This is a genomic window from Dictyoglomus thermophilum H-6-12, from assembly GCF_000020965.1.
In the GTDB taxonomy this organism is placed as follows: domain Bacteria; phylum Dictyoglomota; class Dictyoglomia; order Dictyoglomales; family Dictyoglomaceae; genus Dictyoglomus; species Dictyoglomus thermophilum.
This window is the reverse complement of the sequence record NC_011297.1, coordinates 55171-75139: the sequence shown is the minus strand read 5'-3', so window position 1 is coordinate 75139 and position 19969 is coordinate 55171. Positions and strand designations below refer to the sequence as shown.

The following is a 19969-nucleotide window of genomic DNA, read 5'->3' as shown; positions in this document are numbered from 1 at the left end:
TTACAGAAAGTTTGAAATGGTTGATTTACTTCAAAATTTAAGAATAACTGGAATAAAAATAAACTATCTCTTTGTTTGTGAGAGAAAACTCTGGCTTTTTGATAGAGGGATAGGAATGGAAGAGACTTCTGAAAAGGTATTTCTAGGAAAACTATTAGATGAATTTAGCTATCCCAAAGAAAAGAAGAAGAAAATTCTTATAGACAACCTTATATGTATTGATATATTAAACGAAGAAGAAATAAGAGAAGTCAAATATAGCGATAAATTAGAAGAACCCAATAAAATGCAGATTCTTTATTACCTATACTACTTAAAAAAGTTAGGAATACGCAAAAAGGGAATATTGAATTATCCAAAACAAAAAAAGCGTGAGATTGTAGAACTTACACCAGAAAAAGAAAAGTTGATAGAAGATGCCATTAAAAAGATAGAAGAAGTTGTAGGAAGAGAAAATCCGCCCCCTGTAGAAAAGAAAAGATATTGTAAGAAATGCGCATATTATGAATTTTGCTTTATAGGTGAGTAATCCCATGAGTAGAGATCTATTTATTTTCTCAAGTGGAACCATAAAGCGTAAGGAAAACACTATCTATCTTGAAACTAATAATGGAGAAAGAAAATTTTTTCCCGTTGAAAATATTGACTCTATCCATCTTTTTGGAGAAATAGAGTTAAATACAAAAGCTCTGAACTTCTTTGCTCAGAAAAATATAGTTATTCACATATACAACTACTACGGATACTACTCAGGATCCTACCTCCCTCGTGAAAAAAACGTATCTGGAGAACTCTTAGTTAGACAAGTACAACACTATTTAGATGAAGAGGAAAGAATGTATCTTGCATATTCATTTGTTGAGGGAGCTCTCTTCCATATGCAAAGAAATCTAAGAGAATACGAAAATACCAACGAATTTGTAATAAAAATAAGTCAAGAGCTTGAAAATGCAAAGAATTGTAAAAGTATACAAGAGCTCATGGGATGCGAAGGACGAGCAAGAGATGTTTATTATAATGCCTTTAACTTAATACTAAAGAGTAAATTTTTCTTTGAGAAAAGAGAAAAACGTCCTCCCACTAATCCTATTAATGCTTTGATCTCCTTTGGAAACTCCCTGATCTATTCAACAGTACTTTCAGAAATATATAAAACTCAACTCAATCCTACCATAAGTTATCTCCATGAACCAAGAGAAAGACGATTTTCTCTTAGCCTTGACCTTTCCGAAATTTTTAAACCTTTAATCGTAGATCCTATCATTTTCAAATTAATAAACAACAATATGCTTAAAGATGAAGATTTTGATCAAGATGTTAATTATTGCTATCTCACCGAATCTGGAAGAAAAAAGTTTTTAAAAGAGTTTGATAGTAAAATGGAAACTACAATAAAACATAGAAAATTAGGAAGAAGTGTTTCTTATAAATTCCTTATTAGACTCGAATGTTACAAATTGATCAAACATCTACTTAAAGATGAAATATACAAACCATTAAAAGCCTGGTGGTAATAGTGTTCGTAATTGTAACCTATGACATAAACGAAAAAAGAGTAGACAAAGTTAGAAGAATACTAAGAAGGTACCTTAGTTGGGTACAAAACTCAGTCTTCGAGGGTGAAATAACTATTGGAAAATTAGAAAAGTGTAAAAAGGAATTACAATTCGTAATAGTACCTGAAGAAGATTCAATCTATTTTTATATTATCGAAAATAAAAACAACTACATAAAAAATGTGTTAGGAATCGAAAAAGATTTGGACTCTTATGTTTACTGACTTATTAATCCGCAAACCTCATTTTATAACTCTCTTGGAAAAATACCTTAAAAAATCAGGCCTTTTGTTAAAAATTTTGTACCTACAAAAAATCCTATCCAGGGGTTACTGCAAAAAATTCTCTTACAAGAGTCTATAATCATAAGAATTTTTAAGCAAAAACAAAAGTAATTTACTTATGTTATAATTAAAAGTACTCATAAATATTAACGCTGGGTTTGATCTGAACTATGTGGGATTTAAACTGTACTAAGGGAATAAGGGCAACCTTAAAATCGGAAGTTTGATCTGAACTATGTGGGATTTAAACGTGCGTAATGTGGAGGGTGGAAAGAACCACCTCTGAGAGTTTGATCTGAACTATGTGGGATTTAAACCTACTGTCCTCGCCACTATCTCTCCACTCTCAAGCCTGTTTGATCTGAACTATGTGGGATTTAAACTTCTGCAAACATACCTTAAGGAAGTTGCTTGTTATCGTTTGATCTGAACTATGTGGGATTTAAACTCTTTTTGCCTAATCGGGAATTGTGGTAGTTCCTCTGTGTTTGATCTGAACTATGTGGGATTTAAACGACATTTTGATAACCGCACCAGGTCTAACAAAAGCAGTTTGATCTGAACTATGTGGGATTTAAACAATGATCAAGAAAAGAAAGTTTATTTCACATTTCAGTTTGATCTGAACTATGTGGGATTTAAACGTCGTGATATTTGTTTTTTGTTCTTGTCTTCTCATAAGTTTGATCTGAACTATGTGGGATTTAAACGTAGAGGGCGGGGATGTTTTTATGTTGCCATATAACCGTTTGATCTGAACTATGTGGGATTTAAACGCAGAAAGCATTAACTGCCGTTGTACTCTCGCAGCAGTTTGATCTGAACTATGTGGGATTTAAACTCATGAAGTGAGAGTGAAAATTTGTGGAATTGTTGGAGTTTGATCTGAACTATGTGGGATTTAAACATTATTTCTCTACTCGATAACGGAAACGAGTATATGGTTTGATCTGAACTATGTGGGATTTAAACTTTCTTCTTTTTCTGTAAAGTCTTTTGGTTTTGGCAGTTTGATCTGAACTATGTGGGATTTAAACCGAGTAAGCAATGAAAAATATCCCTCCTGAATTACTGTGTTTGATCTGAACTATGTGGGATTTAAACCTTTACAAAAGCATTCTTGAGATTATGGAGAAGGACGTTTGATCTGAACTATGTGGGATTTAAACTCAACGTTAGGAGTTCCGTATTTATCGAACTCGCTATGTTTGATCTGAACTATGTGGGATTTAAACTTGGAAACCACGATTGATTTTGTTTCTTTTTCTTTCAGTTTGATCTGAACTATGTGGGATTTAAACCTGCGTTAGAAGTACCAATTGAGTATCTTTTAGGCAGGTTTGATCTGAACTATGTGGGATTTAAACTTTTTCTTTTTAGGTAGAATAAAGCTCTTTAGCTCTGGTTTGATCTGAACTATGTGGGATTTAAACATCTTTATAAACATTTAACCACCCCCTACAATGGTAAGTTTGATCTGAACTATGTGGGATTTAAACAAAACTTACTATGCTTGATGACAAGATTTATTTGAAGTTTGATCTGAACTATGTGGGATTTAAACTTCTCCAACACCTTCATGTTCAAAATTTCCATCATCGTTTGATCTGAACTATGTGGGATTTAAACAAGAAAGAGAAGACTGGAAAGCGTACCATTACACAACGTTTGATCTGAACTATGTGGGATTTAAACTACCTGCAACAAAAAGTTTTAGAGCATCTGCAGTCTCGTTTGATCTGAACTATGTGGGATTTAAACTGCTACAACAAGCGCTTCAGGGTTGGCAGGTACTGGGTTTGATCTGAACTATGTGGGATTTAAACAATTTTGACACTCTATATATAGAAGGGGATGTTAACGTTTGATCTGAACTATGTGGGATTTAAACCCTGAAATTTTAGGAATTATAGAAAACTCAAACCGCGCGTTTGATCTGAACTATGTGGGATTTAAACTTTGCGTCTTCAAAAACCTTGTTTACACGCTTAGAAGTTTGATCTGAACTATGTGGGATTTAAACGCTGTTGCAAAGACAATAGACTTGCGAGTAGAAGGAGTTTGATCTGAACTATGTGGGATTTAAACTCCTTTTCTACAGAGGCTTTTATTTTTTCTCTCCCGTTTGATCTGAACTATGTGGGATTTAAACGTGATTGGAAAGATGCTGATTGGGATGAAGATGAAAGGTTTGATCTGAACTATGTGGGATTTAAACCACGAATTGCTGAATATTGAATTAATCGATAGTGTGTTTGATCTGAACTATGTGGGATTTATTTTTTCCCTATTCCTTCTTCCAAAATTTTAAGATAATAATTTTGAAGATCTTTAACATATTCCTTAGACAAATCTTTCATTTTCATGCCTTTACTTCGAGTAAGGCTTACTAAAAATTTCTTAAAAGCCCAAGAAGTTCCTTCGATAAATGTCATTATCATCTCAGGAGGAATATCATCTCTTATAAATCCTGCCTTCTGATTTTTTACCACAAAATCGTACAAAATATTGTGAGTAAGTTTTTCATAGTACTCTCTAATTTCCTCTCTATAAGGTGAATCATCATAAAAGGCTGATTTTTCTAAGAGTATATACTCATAGGGATATTTCAATAAGAAATCCCAATTAAATTCAAAGGATTGCTTAACATATTCCAAGAGACTTATATTTTCAAAATTTACATCCTTTAATATTTCCAAACTCCTCTTTGTTGCACTCTCTATAGCATAGAAATACATATCCTTTTTATTCTCAAAATATTGATACATACTTCCTTTTGCAATTCCACATTCCTTAGCAATATCCTCCACATCAACTTTACTATAAGGTTTTTCAGCAAAATATTTTATGAGAGTACGAGTTATTTTCTCTCTTTTCTCCTCAGGAATGTTATAAAAGGTCTTCTTAGGCAATGTTTATCACCTTTTTTACAAAGCTAATCAATACTTCAAACTTACCCTCAAAAAATTAAACCAAAAAATAAAATTTATTTTCATAGCAGTAAGAGTTTGTCCTACTTCATCATGAAGCTCCTTGCAATCTTTTTACGCTCTTCCTCTTGAGCTCTTATAAGAAATTTACTTATATCTTGATCTCTATTCATAGCTAATACTTATTTTAAACTCTCCTTAATGTTATGATACCATAAGTAAATATTAATCCCAAGAACCATTGTTAAAATCAGGAGAAAAGAACTTTGTTTAAAAGTTAAGCTTCCTAAACACGTAGTATTGTAATTTTTCTATATTTTATCTCTTTACTACTTATTTTTTGTGATATACTTTTTTTTACAAAATCTTAGCTTTTTCTCATAAAGGAAACTTAAATAAAATTTGACCAATTAGTAGCGTAGTTATAAAATCAATTCTGAATTACTCATCCTTTTTAGGAGGTCAAATGATAAAATGCCTAGCTTAAAGGACGTAGCCAAAAGAGCAGGAGTTAGTCCTACAACAGTTTCAAGAGTTTTAAACAATAGAGGCTACATAAGTGAAGAGACAAGAAGAAAAGTCTACAAAGCAATGGAAGAACTAAATTACCAGCCTAATGAGATCGCAAGAGCCTTGTTTAAAAAAAGATCATATTTTTTAGGGCTTATAATTCCTGATATTTCTCATCCATTTTTTGCCGAAATTACAAAGTACATAGAATATTATGCATATCTGAAGGGATATAAAGTTCTTATCTGCAATTCTTATTTGGATGGTCACAAAGAAAAAGAATATATTAAAATGCTAAAAAGGCATCAAGTTGACGGCATCATAATGGGAAGCCACACCCTCAATGTGGAAGATTATAAAAGTATAAATTTACCCATAGTAGCATTAGATAGATATATTTCTGAGGATATTCCATGTATCACTTCAGACAATTTTACTGGAGCTATAATGGCAACTAAACTCTTAATAGAAAGAGGTTGCAAATATTTAGCGCACATCAGTGGACCTCTGGAACTTAATACTCCAGCTAATGATCGATATTACGGCTTCTTAAAAGTAGTAAGAGAAAAGGGGATCAAACATGTAGTGGTAGAAACAAAACTTAATAAGTTTGAGATTGAAGAGTACCAAAAAATAATTAAAGATCTCTTTGAAAAACATCCTCAAATAGATGGGATTTTTGCAAGTAGTGATCTAATAGCAGCTACAGTTATAAGGATGGCTGACCGTTTCAAAAAAAATGTGCCTAAAGATCTAAAAGTTGTGGGCTTTGATGATATAGGCCTAGCCTCTTTACTTAGGCCATCTCTTACTACTATAAGACAAGATAAAGACAAAATGGCCCAAAAATTAATAGAAGTATTAATAGATAAGATTGAAGGCAAAAATGCAGAATCCAAGTATATACTCCCTATCTCTCTTATAGAAAGAGAATCTACTAAGATAAAGTAAAAGACAATCTTTGCCTGACTCTAAACCTCCAGATCCCACTTTCTTAAATAAACTTTGCAATTTCCCTCAGAATTTATTTTTAGTGTGTTGTATTTTTCTAAGGGATAAACCCTATTAGTTAAAACTTTCTCTCCTTCATTGACAAAAATTTCTATGGAAGATTTATCTAAGAAAAATCTTAAATTTAGTTTATCTCCTTTTAGGTCTATCTTTACTTCTTGCCTTTCGTCACTAAAAACCAAGTCGTTTATAATTAGTTGAAGTTTTTTAGATACATTGTTGTATAAAATTTTTATACTGTTATTTGAGGAGGCATTTAAATTAGAACAAAGCTCAATTTCAATCTGAGCTGGTGTTATAAAGAACAAATCAACTTCAGTCTCAAGACATTCTGAATCAAAAGTTAGATAAATAGAATCATTACTCAAAAATTTTTCAACAATCATTCCATTTTTCCTATACTTTTCTATTTCTCTTACAGGTTTTATACTTAATCCGTCCCCTCTTAAAAATAGCTCACGAGGTAATATAAAAGCTCCTGCCCAGTTATGCTCCTGTTGGGTAGGAAAGGGACAATTCCAATTATCCATCCATGCAATCATTAATCTACGCTCTTGCTGGTCTATAGTGGTTTGAGGGGCGTAAAAATACTTACCCCAGTCTAGCTTTTCACAATTATATAAATCGAATAAGCCTTTTTCAAAATCCATTTTTCCTGTGCAATAAAATGTTTCACTGCTTATAATTTTACTATCCTCTTTCTTTTGAGCAGAAAAAAGTAAAACATCTTTCTCTCCTAATCTGAATAGATCTGGACATTCCCACACATCTCCCTCTAAAATGTTATCATTTCTAAGAATTACATTCACATACTCCCAATGAAACAAATCTGAAGACCTATATAAAAGAATTTGCCCTTTTCCTTTTTGACTCTGCGAAGCAATAACAACATAATAAAAATCATCTCTTTTAAAAACCTTAGGATCTCGAAAATCTCTTTTACTTGCATTCTCAGGTATATCCTTTGTACTTATAACTGGATTTCTACGATACTTTACAAAATTTACCCCATCTATAGAATACGCTATACATTGAGTTTGATAATATTCACTTGATCCAACTTCAACATGGCCTGTATACATTAAATATATTTTTCCATCCTTTTCTATAGCACTTCCCGAAAAACACCCTCCCTTGTCGTATTCCTCATCAGGTGCCAAAGCAATAGGTAGATGCTCCCATTTAACCAAATCTTTACTTACCGCATGTCCCCAATAGGTAGGTCCCCAAAAAGGCTCAAAAGGATTATATTGAAAAAAACAATGGTATAAACCATTAAAAAATATAAACCCATTAGGATCATTTACCCAACCACACTCACCCATTAAATGAAACTTCAATCTATACTTGTTATTCACCTTATCCCTATTGTTGGAAACAAAATATCTTGCATATCTTAGAATCTCAGAGTTTTTCATTTTCTTCGATTTTTCCTCAAGAAACTAGTTTTTTATCCAGATTTATTATCTAATTGCACCTCTTACAATTCCTGCAATAATATATTTTTGCATAAATAGAGAGACTACAATAATAGGAAACACAGTCAATACCAAAGCAGCCATTGCTAAACCATAATTAGATGTAAAGGTTCCATAGAAATAAAAAGTTGACAACTGTAAAGTTCTTTTCTCAGCAGAAATCAAAATAAGACTTGGCAATAAGAAATCATTCCATATCCATAAAGCATCTAATATTATAAGCGTTGTTGTTACAGGTTTTAGCAAAGGGAACACAATTTTCCAAAATGCTTGAAAAGTGGTAGCTCCATCAACAAGTGCTGCTTCTTCTAACTCCAAGGGTATACTCTTTATAAATCCATGATATAGAAATACTGCAAATGCAGTCCCAAATCCCAAATACATATATATTAAACTCCACATATTGTTTAACATGTTTAATGAGCCATAAATTTTAACAAGAGGTATCATAACTGATTGGAAAGGAATTATCATAGATGCAGCCATAATACTAAAGAATATCTTGTTAATAGACCACTTTTTCCTTGCAAAAATATAAGCAGTCATAGATGAAAAAATCACAATTATTGCTATACTAGCGACAGTGATAACAAAAGTATTAAAAAAACTCCTAAAGTAGTTCATTCTCTCAGCTGCCTCAAAGTAGTTACTAATTTTAAACTCTTTTGGTAAAGCTAGAGGATTTAAAACCACTTCTCCGGTCTTTTTAAAGGAATTAATTACTACTATAGCGAAAGGTAGAATATAAAAAGAGGAAAAAATCAAAATTATTAAAAATTTCAATACATCAAAAATACTTCTTACTCTTAAGTTACCCTTCATTACAGCTCTACCTCCGCTTTTTTACTTAAATAAACCTGAATCAAAGTTATAATCGCTACAGTTATAAACAACACAAAAGCTTTAGCTTGTCCTATACCATAGTTCTGCGACAAAAATGCCTCATTGTAAATATGCATAGAAATAAGTTCTGTGCTCTTAAAAGGTCCACCCTTAGTCAATGCTAAATTAAGATCATAAACCATGAAGCTTCTTTGAAGAGACAAAAATAGACATACTGTAAAGGAAGGAGCCATCAAGGGCATTATTATTTTGGTCAAAACCTTGAATTTATTAGCCCCATCTATTATTGCAGCTTCTATCAAATCCTGAGGTATGCTTACTAAACCTGCTATATATATCATCATCATGTATCCTGAATATTGCCATACTGTCACTAGTACTAAGGCCCAAAAAGCCTTTTCAGGAGTAGCTAACCAAGACTCAGAAATTAGACTTATACCTAAATGTCTTCCCAAGTAAGGCAAAGCGTTATGAAAAATGAATTGCCAAATAAAACCTAATATAATACCTCCTATTAAGTTAGGAGTAAAGAAAATAACTCTAAATATACTTTGTCCCTTTATTCCGCTAGTTAGTAAATAAGCTAAGAGGAACGCTATTAGATTAGTAAAAATAACTGTGAAAAAGACATACTTTAGAGTCAAAAGAAATGAATTTTTAAAAACTTGATCTTTAAGTAAACCAATATAGTTCGAGAACCCTATAAACTCATACTTTTTGTGAATCCCATCCCAGTTTGTAAAAGTGAGATAAATACCATAAATAAATGGAACTATTACTACAGTTAGAAAAGCTATTATTGAAATACCACAAAATACCACAAAAAGTTTAGTTTTTGAAAAGTAGCTGCTCACCTAAAATTCCTCCTCCTAATAACAGATATATCAACATTTGTGGGGCTGTCAAAAGAATTTTATGACAGCCCCACCTAACTTAGTTTATGCTCTTAGTTTGTATTATTTTGCTTTAGTCCAATAGTTCATAATCTCAGTTAATAACTGTTTACGATCCATCCTACCTGCAAGATACTTCTGCATATATGCTCCTATAATAGGCCAATGATCAGATGGCAATATAGCATATGGTATTTTAAAGGTTCTTCCTGCTTTTGCATACTCAACGATAGATTTTGCAAGAGGGTCATTAGGAGTAATTTTGACGTTACTAAATGGAGCTATTATGTTCAAACCATAAACCCAATTCTTTTGCCCATTCTCATTATATACAAACCAGTTCAATAGAGTCTTAGCTGCTTCTTGTTGTTCCTTTGAATTATTCTTTGTATCAATACAAAGCATTTTTGTAGGCAATGCTACTATAGATCTATTAAAGAAGTTATTTGGATTATTATCAAGGGGAACGGGGACAAATCCATAATCTCTATTTTTAGGGTTTACCTCCTCAATTAGAGGCCATGCCCAATTACCCATAAACCAAAACGCTACTTTGTCTTGAGCTAATAATTGGGCACCTTGTTCATATGTTCCAGCTAAAGGTGAATCCTTGAGGTAGTTATACTTCCTAAGCATATCAAACGTATCCAATAAATCATTAAAGACCTTATTATTAACTAAATCCACTTTCCCTGCTCTCAGATCAGCTATAAACTTTTTAACTGCCCCGTAATCTCTAGATTGAGTAGCATAAGCAATTGTTATAAAATGTGCTCCTAATGACCAATCTAATGGAGAAATAACAACTGGAGTAACTTTCTTTGCTTCTAAGTTCTTAAACAACCTCTCTAAACTAAATCTCGTTCTTATTGTATTAGGATCAAATTTTCCTACTGCTTTCTCTATCAATTGTTTATTATAGATGAGCCCATATCCTTCTAATGCAAAAGGAAAAGCATATACCTTTCCTTCGAATGTTACATCATCTAATACTCCCTTAAGTGCATCTTTTGTCCACTTTTCATTGGATAAATCTAGGAAGTTATCCTTAAATTTTTCAACATCGTTTGGATCAATCATGGCTATGGTTGGCGCATTACCAGAAGCATACATAGTTGAAAGTTTTTCAAAGGGCGATTGTCCTGCCCCAACAGGTATTAGCTCTACCGTTATGTTAGGATAGTCTTTAGAGAAGTTTTTAAAAACCTCCTCTAGTTGTTGGTTTATTTCTCCCTTTGTACTCATAAATGTGATCTTAACTTTTGTAGAGCTTGCAAATAGTCCACCACCTAGGTTAATTAAAAACAGTACCAGAAATATGGATATCAATAACCTTTTATACTTCACTTTTTATCCCCCCTTAATTATTTTTTGACTTAATTATATATCGGCTTTACATATATGTCAATCGGTTGACATATAGAAATTTAAACAAAAAAAATAAATTTAAAATCTAGAAAAAATTGTAATAACAAAAATTTATCAACATACTCTACTCTTTGTTATAAATTTTCGACTATTATTTATACTTCAAGTCAAAGATTTTTCTTTTATCGAATTTTTAATATAAAATAAAGTCAGCTGACAAATACAAAATAAAAGGAGGGATTCCATGCCTAAGGTTCTAATTTTATACGATAGTGTAACAGGAAATACAAAAAAGATGGCAGAAGAAGTTGCCAAAGGAGTACAAGAAGTGGAAGGAGTAGAAGTAGTAATCAAGCATGTAGATGAAGCTGTTCCAGAGGATCTTTTAAATTTTGATGGTATTATTGTAGGATCTCCAGCCTACTGTGGGACTCTTACCTGGAAATTAAAAAAGTTTTTTGATGAGAGTGTTAGAGTTGCTTGGGGTAAGGTAAAGGGTAAAATTGGTGCTGCTTTTGCATCATCAGGAGGCCTTGGAGGAGGTAATGAAGCCACTCTTTACTCCATATTGACTGTACTTATGAATTATGGGTATTTAGTTTTTGGACTTCCCGATTATTCTGCCCCTGGAGTTACTGCCCACTATGGAGCTGTCTCCGTAGGCTATCCTAAAGAGGCAGAACAAAAAGCCTGTAGAATGCTTGGAAGACATATGGCAGAATACGTTAAAAAATTTTGCAAAGGAGAGTAATTTATGAAAATAAAATTTCTTTTAAGTCCAATAGCCTATAAAGTAGATGAGAAATTAAAAGAAGCCAAAGAATATTTAGGAAAATATATAAATTTAGAGGAAAGTGAAGATCCTGATGCAATAGTACTTCTTACAGGAGGAACCGAAGAGGAAGCTTTAAAATACCTAAAAGATGGACTTTTCATTATACCTTTTGGAAAAGCAAATGGCCTTGCTGCAAGTTTAGAAGTTCAGGCATATGCAAAGGAAAAAGGCATAAAAACAATTTTAATTACAAAACCCAACGAAAATATAATGAATATACTAAAAGTTCTTGATGAATTTAAAAATAAAAAGGTAGGAATCATAGGAAAACCCAGTGATTGGCTAATAAAAAGTGGAAATTATGATGTACTAAAAGACTTCGGGTTGGAACCCATAGAAATCTCACTAAAAGAAGTAGAAGAAAATTTAAAAGAAGATCCTTCTCTGACAGACAAAATATGGAACTTATCAAAAGAAAAGAAAATAACAAAAGAAGAACTTTTAAAAGCGACAAAAGTTTATACATCTTTAAAGAAAATTATAGAAAAATATAATTTATATGCTCTTACAATAAGATGTTTTGATCTTGCTATAAACTTAAAGATCACAGGATGTCTTGCCCTATCCCTTTTAAACTCTGAAGGTATAATTTCAAGTTGTGAGGGAGATACAGAAGCCCTTGTTACCATGCTTTTTGTTAATAAATTAACCAACAAAACACCTTTCATGGCCAATCTTGCTGATATAGAAAAAGATGAATATACTTTTGCTCATTGCACTATAGCTATCAATATACCTGAATATTTCAACTTAAATACTCATTTTGAAACCTTAAGCAGTGTAGGTATTGAAGGATATATAAACTCTGAGAAGATTACCCTATTAAGGATTGGAAGAAACAAAAAATTTACAGTATTTACAGGAGAGGTAGTTAAAAGGCCTTTTGAAGAGAACATGTGTAGAACCCAAATAACAGTAAAAATAAAAGATGATTCGTTTTTGAAAAATCCTATAGGAAATCATTTCGTAATTGTATTAGGAGATGAAGAGGAAAAGATAAAATCTTTAGAAAAATTAGGGTGGGAAAGAGTTTAAAGAAGAGGTTTTAAAAAGAACAGGGCTTATTTACTCTAAGCCCTGTTCTTTTCTCATTTATTTTATTCTTCCATATCGTCGTCATCTTCATCGTCGCCAAAAAAATAGTTTATATACTCTTCACCCAATATCATTTCTTCGGACTCTTCTTTATAAAATTCAAAAAAATATTCAGTAAGTTTTTTCTTTAGCCTTTCAATATATTTGTTCATCTTCTCCAAGATCTGAGTATATTTTTTACGAGTAAGACTTAAATTCTCTGCCTCATCCTCCGAAAATTCTTGACCCTTAACCTCGATATCATAGCCAAAAATATCCATACTCCTATAAAACAGAGCATTAAATTTATATAAGTTCTTACTTTCCAAAGCCTTATACACTTTGAGGACTACATCAGAATTGCGTCCAACTACACTTTCGACAATATGTAAGAGAAAATTAGGTTGAAACTTAAACATCCCCTTAGGAAGAGGAATGTCATCTTTATAATCCACCTCTGTAACTATCACAAAAAAATCTTTATCATTAATGTAGCCTTTATCAAGGAGCTTCTTCACAAAGATTTCCATTGAATTCCACCTCTTTTCTTACAAAGTCTACTGCCTTTATAATATCAAACAATTCTATCAAAATTTAGATCCTTTTTCTATAAAATTTATTTCAAAATATAAGGAGGGTGAAAAACAATTGCTACTTATTGTTGACAACTTCGACTCCTTTACTTACAACTTGTACAATTACTTTCAAAGATTAAAAATAAAAACCCTTGTTAAAAACAGAGACAAAATCAATATTTCTTATATAAGTAAATTAAATCCAGACTACATAGTACTTTCCCCTGGACCTGGAAGACCAACCGATGATCATATCCTTCTTGAGATAATAGATGTGTTTAAAAATACAAAAAAGATCTTGGGAGTTTGTTTAGGACACCAGGCAATTGGAGTATATTTTGGGTTAAAATTAGTAAAAGCTCAAAAACCTATGCATGGAATGATCGATGAGATAATTCATGATGAAAAAGGTGTTTTCAAAAATATCAAAAATCCTCTTAAAGTAGTAAGATATCACTCTCTTGTTCTCGAGAAAGATAAAGAAGGTGATAATATAGAAATAACAGCCTATACTAAAAACAAAGAGATCATGGGAATAAGGCATAAATTTTATAAAATAGAAGGAGTACAATTTCATCCTGAGTCCATAGGAACGGAGGATGGAATAAGATTATTAAAGAACTTTTTAGAGATATGATAGAATTAGATCTTCGTAAGGAAAAATTTTTTATAGAGCCTTTTTCCCTTTATTTCTTATTAAAAGAGGATTACTCTATCCTCCTCGAGAGCAATTATTTTCACAAAAATTTTGGAAGATATTCCTTTATCTTTTTATCTCCAAAGGAAATTCTAATTTGTAGAGATAATGATGATGCAGAAGATTTTTTAAACAAACTTTCCGCAGAAATAGAAAAAAAGAAAAAGAAAAACGAAGATTTAATATTCAATGGGGGCTTTGTAGGTTTTTTATCTTATGATTTTGGAGTAGATCTCTACAAAATACCAAGAAAGAAAAATCCATTAAACCACAAAGCCTTCTTTGGATATTATGAAAATTTTATAATCTTTGACCACCTGGAGAAGAAAATTCTAATACCCTCAGAAATATATAAAGATTTAAAAGAAATAATCAACTCTCTGAAAAGTTCATCTTACAAAGATTATAAATTCAAAGAGCACATAGTATATAACTTCTTTACTAATTTTAAAAAAGATGAATATATAGAAGCTATAAGAAAGATTAAAAACTATATATACGAAGGCGATGTATACCAAGTAAACTTATCTCAGAGATTCTATTTCAATGGAAAATTTGATCCTTACTACATTTATTATAAATTAAGGAAGAAAAACTATGGAGCATTCCATGCCTTTATTAAATTAAAAGATAGTTATATCATCTCCACTTCTCCAGAACTTTTCTTATACAAAAAGAAAAACAAAATAATCACTCGACCTATAAAAGGTACCATAAAAAGAGCCCAAAACAGAGAAGAAGACAAGAAAAACAAACGTATCCTCATGAATGATACAAAGTGCAGATCTGAACTCCTCATGATTGTAGACTTAGAAAGGAATGATTTTGCCAAAATTTGTATTCCAGAATCTATCCACGTTAAAAAGCTCTTTGAGATTGAATCATATTCCTCGGTCTTTCATTTAGTATCCACCATAGAGGGTAGTTTAAAAAAAGACATAGAGTTCAAAGATATAATCAAAGCAACTTTCCCTGGAGGATCCATTACTGGTGCTCCAAAGCTCAATGCCATAAAAATAATTGAAGAGTTAGAAAAAGATCCAAGAGGAGTATATACTGGATCAATAGGTTTTATTAGTAATAATCTTAATATGGCCTTTAATATAGCTATAAGAACATTAATAGTAGAAAAAGATATAGCCTATTATAATGTGGGTGGAGGCATTGTATGGGATTCTAAGGAAGAAGACGAATACGAAGAGACCTTAGCCAAGGGAAAACCCTTACTTGAAGTACTTCTTTCCTCTAAAAATTATGTAACAAAGAGGTGATCCCTTTGGAAAGAAAAGAATACATATACAATTTCGGCTTAATTCCCTATGAAACACTATACTTTGAGAATAACAATATACATCTTGTACCTGAGCATTATAGAAGAATGAAGAGAGCCTTTAAAATATTGAATCTTCCTTTTTTAATAACCCTAGAAAAGTTTGAAGAACATCTAAAAGAGTATTTAGCAAAAATAAAAAAGCCTTTTGGAGCGCTAAGAATATACTTTAAAGAGGATAAACCTATCATAAAAGAGAAAGAAATAAAGTATAACAAAGAGATATATAATAAGGGACTTTCTATTAAAATATCAAAAGTCAAAAAACACTCCAATAATATCCTTAATTATATTAAAACCTTTAACATGGGGATAAACGTAATAGAGGAAGAAAGAGCCCAAAGAATGGGTTTTGATACCTGTCTTTTTCTCAACGAGAAAGAGTTTATAACCGAGACTGCTTTTGGAAACATCTTTTTCAGAAGAGAAAAAAATATCTACACTCCCCACATTCAAAATGGGCTTTTACCTGGTACTATGAGAAAAAAAGTGATTGAAACAACTAAAATTTTAGGCTACAAAATACACATATCCTTCCTAAAAATAGAAGATATAAAACATATGGAAGAATGCTTCATAACCACAAGCATAGCTGGAGCATTCCCTGTAAACAATATAGAAAATATAAATTTTCCTTCTAGAGAATTCTCTTTAAAATTGACAGAATTTGAAATCTTCAAACGGCCTTGGAATACATAGTCCTTCTTAAAAAGTTAATGTGTATAGGCTTGTTTCTATAAACCAGCATTGAACCTATATATTTATCATCGCCATAACGAAGATCCCATCCAAGCCCTACAGATTTAAACTTCAATGGCTCAATCTTACTTATCTCATCAAATATTTTTTCATTTTCATCCTTAAAAAGATTATTCTTTTTCTTTAAAGGACGTCTAAAAATATAGCTTTTTATTAATTTTTCATGCAGTTCTTTATAAGCAGAAGTAAGGGGCACTATATCCACTCCCTCAAACCTTCCATCCACATAAACCAGGATACCATTTTGCCCATCAATATAGGGGAATTTATTAAGTCTATCCTTTAATTTATCTTTCTCTTTTTCATATACATCTCTTATGGCAGAAGTTTCTGAATCGACATCATAATCCATGTGATACCTATTTATCATATCCCAAATCAAACCTTGATCTGATTTAAATTCACCCTTCGAAAGTAAATTTCTCAATAAACTCTCAGTCTTTCCCTTTCTAATTTCTATAGGAATTACATCTGGATCTTCAAAAACATCGGAAATATAATGCCATCTGTGAGCCTCCGTACAACTTACAGGAATAACTAACTCACTATTCTTCTTAACAAGAATGGAAGTATTTACTACCCTATTCTGTTTACCACCTCTAAGCTCTTCTCCATCTAAAATTAAAACTTGTTCCGACAAATGGTTTATAACTTTTAAAACAGGTACCTCTCCAAAGGTATGTACCTCTTTTATTAAGAATTTTCTTGTTTTTAGGGCAGAGTCAAGAGTAATAAAGTAAGGTATATTATCAATCTTAAGGCTTAAAGGAAAAACAACCATATCTTCAAAACTCTGAGGCTTCATAACCTCTAAATTTGAAAAGATTTTATCTATCTTCAACCTTAAAACCTCCCCTTAAAATTTTTCAAGATAATTATAAATACTATGTGGGGTCAAAATTAGACCTTTCAAAATTCAACATAAACTATTCAATTTTGTGTTAAAAAATAAAAATATTGTGATTTAGAAAGATATTGTAAAAGTTATATAATCAAGCATTAAAAAATATCACAGGGAGGATTTCTTAGTTATGAATATTGAAGAGAAGGTAAAAGAACTTATATCTAAACTTACTCTTGAGGAAAAGATAAAACTCCTTCCCACAAGACAAGCAGAAATTCCAAGACTCAATATTAGAGAATTTTATATTGGGGGAGAGGCAGCTCATGGTGTTGCCTGGCTTGGAAAGGCAACAGTATTTCCTCAACCTATTGGTCTTTCCTCTTCTTTTGATAGAGAACTTATGAAGAAAATAGGTAATGCGGTTTCTCAAGAGGCAAGAGCCTACTATTATATGAGGGGAAAGATTGGAGGCCTAATGCTTTGGGCTCCTACCGTAGATATGTTAAGAGATCCTCGCTGGGGAAGAACCGAAGAAGGTTATGGAGAAGATCCTTTTCTTGCCTCTGAAATGGCAGGTGCCTATATACAAGGTATGCAAGGAGATGATCCTGTATATTTAAAAACCGCAATGACCCCCAAACACTTCTTTGCCAATAACAACGAAAAAGATAGAGATAAGTTTTCGGCCGATATAGACCCAAGAAATATGTATGAATATTATCTTGAGGTGTTTAGAAGAGTAATTGAGAAATATAGGGCCCAATGCATTATGACAGCCTATAATGCAGTTAATGGAATCCCTTGCATTATAAATCCCATTGTAAGAGAGGTAATAAAAGAAAAATTTGGACTTGAAGGATGTGTTGTAACCGATGCTGCAGACTTTAGCCAAACAGTTACCTCTCATAAAACCTTTGGAAACCATTATGAAACTCTTGCCTATGCTTTAAAGGCTGGGATAGACGCCTTTACCGACAATCCAGACCTGGTCATCGAGTCTGCCTGGCAAGCTTTAGAAAAAGGATTAATCACTGAAGAAGATATAGATAGAGCCATATCAAACTCTCTTAAAGTAAGATTTAGGCTGGGTGAATTTGACGAAGAAATAAGTAAAAGATTTTATGTACCACCAAACCAAATTTGTAATAATGAACATTCTCAACTCGCTTATATGGCGGAATTAAAATCAGTTGTTCTTCTCAAAAATGAAAATAAATTTTTACCCCTTAAAAAAGAAAAAATAAACAAAATTGCAGTAATAGGTCCCCTTGCAAATAAAAACTACAATGACTGGTACAGTGGAACATATCCTTACAAGGTATCAGTATTACAAGGAATAATAAACAGGCTTTATAACAAAGAAATTCTATATCACGACTCATATGATATCGTAGCAATAAAGTCAGTGAAAAATAACAAATACTTAAGAGTTATAGAATCAGGAATAAGTCCTGTCTGGGCTGTAAGTGATAACATTACGGAAAAGGAAGTTTTTAAATACATAGACTGGGGATGGGGAAAGAAAAGTCTCCAAGGAATAGCAAATGGCAAATACCTAACTGCCGATGATTCTACCTCTGCTATCCTTTCCTCTGCGGAGGAAGTATTTGGATGGTTTGTAAAAGAAGTTTTTAATATTGATCCTATCGGAGATGGTACCTATTTAATTAAAACCTGGAATGGAAAATATGCTTACATAGATGAAAAGGAAGGAAATATACTCAAGTTTAAAGATAGCTTTGAAAACCTTCCTGAAGAAAAATTCATCTTCGAAAAAGTAGAAAAGGGTATAGAAAAAGCCTGTGAAATTGCCCAAAATTCCGATATAGTAATACTCTGTGTAGGAAATAACCCTTTAGTAAACGGGAGAGAAGATGAAGACAGAATTGACATTGTACTTCCTGAACACCAAGAAAACTTGGTAAGAGAGATATTTAAAGTAAATCCCAATATAGTCCTATTGGTAATAAGTAGTTATCCCTATGCTATTTGTTGGGAAAAAGACCACATTCCAGCAATTCTTTGGTCATCCCACGGAGGACAGGAAATGGGAAATGCTATAGCAGATATACTCTTAGGCAACTTTTCACCTGCAGGAAGATTAAATATGACATGGTACAGATCCATTCACCATATCCCTCCCATTACTGACTACGATATAATTAGAGGCAAAAGAACCTACATGTATTTTGACAAAGAACCTCTTTTCTCCTTTGGTCACGGGTTAACCTATACAGAATTTGAATATAAAAACTTAATTTTAAACTCTAAAAACTTCAAATTAAATGAGGAAATAAAATTAAGTTTTGAAATAGAAAATATCGGAGACATGGACTCTGAAGAAGTACCTCAAGTATATATAAAAGCCTTAAACTCAAAAGTTAAGAGGCCTAATATACAACTAAAAGGCTTTACAAGAGTTTTTGTCCCCAAAGGAGAAAGGGTAAAAGTAGATATAACAATTCCCATATCAGAACTTTTTATATGGGATGTGAGAGAAGAAAGATATATGGTAGAAAAAGGAGAGTATGAAATCTTAATCGGAGCATCTTCTAAGGATATTAGATTAAGGGATAAATTTCACATAGATGGAGAGGAGATTAAAAATAGAGATCCCTTTAAAAGTACAAAGGCTATAAATTTTGACGACTACCATAATGTATCCTTTAATACCAAAAGAAGCTTTAAAGAAACATACGTAATTTTCAATGATAACGACTCTTTCATTCTTTTCAAGGATTTTGAGTTTAAAAACAAACCTAAAAAGGTAGTCATGGAACTTTCCTCAAATCACTCCAAAATAGTTTTAATTTTCAGCAAAATAGGAAAAGAATTTTCCTTTGAAGTTTTAGATACTAATAATGAGTGGAAAGAAATCGTTTATCTTTTAGGGGAGCACATTGAGGGTATTCAAGATCTATATATAAAAGGAGAAAAGGGACTAAAAATAAACTGGTTTAGATTTGAATAGGAGGAGGAAAG

Annotated in this window: 16 protein-coding genes, 1 pseudogene and 1 CRISPR repeat array; of the genes and pseudogenes, 10 read left to right on the top strand and 7 right to left on the bottom strand. The window is 32.1% G+C overall.

Features of this window, described 5'->3' with window-relative positions:
• Positions 1-16 precede the first annotated feature (16 nt).
• Genes cas4 through cas2 form a run of 3 tightly spaced genes read left to right on the top strand, consistent with a single transcriptional unit; the run spans position 17 to position 1780 of the window.
• Positions 17-529, top strand: a complete 513-nt coding sequence (gene cas4, locus DICTH_RS00320) for a CRISPR-associated protein Cas4 (protein ID WP_012548768.1) — start codon at positions 17-19, stop codon at positions 527-529.
• Positions 530-533: 4 nt separating this feature from the next.
• Complete coding sequence (gene cas1b / locus DICTH_RS00315) at positions 534-1514, top strand: type I-B CRISPR-associated endonuclease Cas1b (protein ID WP_012547158.1); 981 nt, start codon at positions 534-536, stop codon at positions 1512-1514.
• A gap of 2 nt (positions 1515-1516) precedes the next feature.
• Entirely contained in the window at positions 1517-1780 is a 264-nt protein-coding gene (gene cas2, locus DICTH_RS00310; RefSeq protein ID WP_012547976.1) for a CRISPR-associated endonuclease Cas2, read from the top strand.
• Positions 1781-1996: 216 nt separating this feature from the next.
• A CRISPR array of direct repeats spans positions 1997-4122; the repeat unit is 29 nt; unit sequence GTTTGATCTGAACTATGTGGGATTTAAAC.
• Between the two features lie 462 nt (positions 4123-4584).
• Here cas2 and DICTH_RS10370 read toward each other — a convergent pair.
• Positions 4585-4752 (bottom strand): annotated as a pseudogene (locus DICTH_RS10370) (TetR/AcrR family transcriptional regulator); the annotation flags it as partial.
• Positions 4753-5244: 492 nt separating this feature from the next.
• Between DICTH_RS10370 and DICTH_RS00305 the strand changes: the two are divergent.
• On the top strand, positions 5245-6231 hold the full coding sequence (locus DICTH_RS00305) for a LacI family DNA-binding transcriptional regulator (protein ID WP_012547047.1): 987 nt from the start codon (positions 5245-5247) through the stop codon (positions 6229-6231).
• 20 nt (positions 6232-6251) lie between these two features.
• On the opposite strand, the gene DICTH_RS00300 is transcribed toward DICTH_RS00305, so the two are convergent.
• The 4 genes from DICTH_RS00300 to DICTH_RS00285 form a co-directional block, all read right to left on the bottom strand.
• A complete protein-coding gene (locus DICTH_RS00300; protein ID WP_012548155.1) occupies positions 6252-7709 on the bottom strand; it encodes a glycoside hydrolase family 32 protein in 1458 nt (485 codons plus the stop codon).
• A 45-nt stretch (positions 7710-7754) separates the two neighbouring features.
• Positions 7755-8591 carry a carbohydrate ABC transporter permease gene (locus DICTH_RS00295; RefSeq protein WP_012547747.1) on the bottom strand — a complete coding sequence of 279 codons (837 nt, stop codon included), beginning with the start codon at positions 8589-8591 and terminating at the stop codon, positions 7755-7757.
• On the bottom strand, positions 8591-9466 hold the full coding sequence (locus tag DICTH_RS00290) for a carbohydrate ABC transporter permease (RefSeq protein ID WP_012547878.1): 876 nt from the start codon (positions 9464-9466) through the stop codon (positions 8591-8593). Before DICTH_RS00290 ends, DICTH_RS00295 begins: the two co-directional genes overlap by 1 nt.
• Before the next feature lie 102 nt (positions 9467-9568).
• Positions 9569-10852: an ABC transporter substrate-binding protein gene (locus tag DICTH_RS00285; RefSeq protein WP_012547482.1), complete on the bottom strand. Its 1284-nt coding sequence runs from the start codon at positions 10850-10852 to the stop codon at positions 9569-9571.
• Between the two features lie 265 nt (positions 10853-11117).
• Here DICTH_RS00285 and DICTH_RS00280 point away from each other — a divergent pair, with 265 nt between their 5' ends.
• Positions 11118-11624, top strand: coding sequence for a flavodoxin family protein (locus DICTH_RS00280; RefSeq protein ID WP_012548576.1), 507 nt, complete (start codon positions 11118-11120; stop codon positions 11622-11624).
• 3 nt (positions 11625-11627) lie between these two features.
• A complete protein-coding gene (locus DICTH_RS00275; protein ID WP_012548216.1) occupies positions 11628-12743 on the top strand; it encodes a hypothetical protein in 1116 nt (371 codons plus the stop codon).
• A 62-nt stretch (positions 12744-12805) separates the two neighbouring features.
• Here the strand turns inward: DICTH_RS00275 and DICTH_RS00270 are convergent, their stop codons facing one another.
• The gene (locus DICTH_RS00270) at positions 12806-13312 is read right to left on the bottom strand and encodes a hypothetical protein (protein ID WP_012548330.1); all 507 of its coding nucleotides are present in this window, start codon (positions 13310-13312) and stop codon (positions 12806-12808) included.
• Between the two features lie 118 nt (positions 13313-13430).
• On the opposite strand from DICTH_RS00270, the gene DICTH_RS00265 reads away from it, so the two are divergent.
• Genes DICTH_RS00265 through DICTH_RS00255 form a run of 3 tightly spaced genes read left to right on the top strand, consistent with a single transcriptional unit; the run spans position 13431 to position 16083 of the window.
• On the top strand, positions 13431-13994 hold the full coding sequence (locus DICTH_RS00265) for an anthranilate synthase component II (protein ID WP_012548740.1): 564 nt from the start codon (positions 13431-13433) through the stop codon (positions 13992-13994).
• Positions 13991-15325, top strand: coding sequence for an aminodeoxychorismate synthase component I (gene pabB / locus DICTH_RS00260; protein WP_012548068.1), 1335 nt, complete (start codon positions 13991-13993; stop codon positions 15323-15325). The genes DICTH_RS00265 and pabB overlap by 4 nt, the downstream gene beginning before the upstream one ends.
• Positions 15326-15330: 5 nt before the next feature.
• A complete protein-coding gene (locus DICTH_RS00255) occupies positions 15331-16083 on the top strand; it encodes an aminotransferase class IV (RefSeq protein WP_012548273.1) in 753 nt (250 codons plus the stop codon).
• Here DICTH_RS00255 and DICTH_RS00250 read toward each other — a convergent pair.
• Positions 16061-16984 (bottom strand): ARPP-1 family domain-containing protein, encoded by a 924-nt coding sequence (locus tag DICTH_RS00250; RefSeq protein ID WP_012547206.1) that lies wholly within the window; start codon positions 16982-16984, stop codon positions 16061-16063. The two genes, DICTH_RS00255 and DICTH_RS00250, sit on opposite strands and share 23 nt — an antisense overlap.
• Before the next feature lie 190 nt (positions 16985-17174).
• Between DICTH_RS00250 and DICTH_RS00245 the strand changes: the two genes are divergently transcribed.
• Positions 17175-19958, top strand: coding sequence for a glycoside hydrolase family 3 C-terminal domain-containing protein (locus DICTH_RS00245; RefSeq protein WP_012548261.1), 2784 nt, complete (start codon positions 17175-17177; stop codon positions 19956-19958).
• Positions 19959-19969 lie beyond the last annotated feature (11 nt).

Bases quoted from the DNA above. Each gene is read 5' to 3' on its own strand.
- DICTH_RS00245 (WP_012548261.1), top strand. From the start codon at position 17,175: ATGAATATTGAAGAGAAGGTAAAAGAACTTATATCTAAACTTACTCTT.
- cas4 (WP_012548768.1), top strand. From the start codon at position 17: ATGGTTGATTTACTTCAAAATTTAAGAATAACTGGAATAAAAATAAAC.
- DICTH_RS00270 (WP_012548330.1), bottom strand. From the start codon at position 13,312: ATGGAAATCTTTGTGAAGAAGCTCCTTGATAAAGGCTACATTAATGAT.
- cas1b (WP_012547158.1), top strand. From the start codon at position 534: ATGAGTAGAGATCTATTTATTTTCTCAAGTGGAACCATAAAGCGTAAG.
- pabB (WP_012548068.1), top strand. From the start codon at position 13,991: ATGATAGAATTAGATCTTCGTAAGGAAAAATTTTTTATAGAGCCTTTT.
- DICTH_RS00300 (WP_012548155.1), bottom strand. From the start codon at position 7,709: ATGAAAAACTCTGAGATTCTAAGATATGCAAGATATTTTGTTTCCAAC.
- DICTH_RS00295 (WP_012547747.1), bottom strand. From the start codon at position 8,591: ATGAAGGGTAACTTAAGAGTAAGAAGTATTTTTGATGTATTGAAATTT.
- DICTH_RS00305 (WP_012547047.1), top strand. From the start codon at position 5,245: ATGCCTAGCTTAAAGGACGTAGCCAAAAGAGCAGGAGTTAGTCCTACA.
- DICTH_RS00275 (WP_012548216.1), top strand. From the start codon at position 11,628: ATGAAAATAAAATTTCTTTTAAGTCCAATAGCCTATAAAGTAGATGAG.
- DICTH_RS00280 (WP_012548576.1), top strand. From the start codon at position 11,118: ATGCCTAAGGTTCTAATTTTATACGATAGTGTAACAGGAAATACAAAA.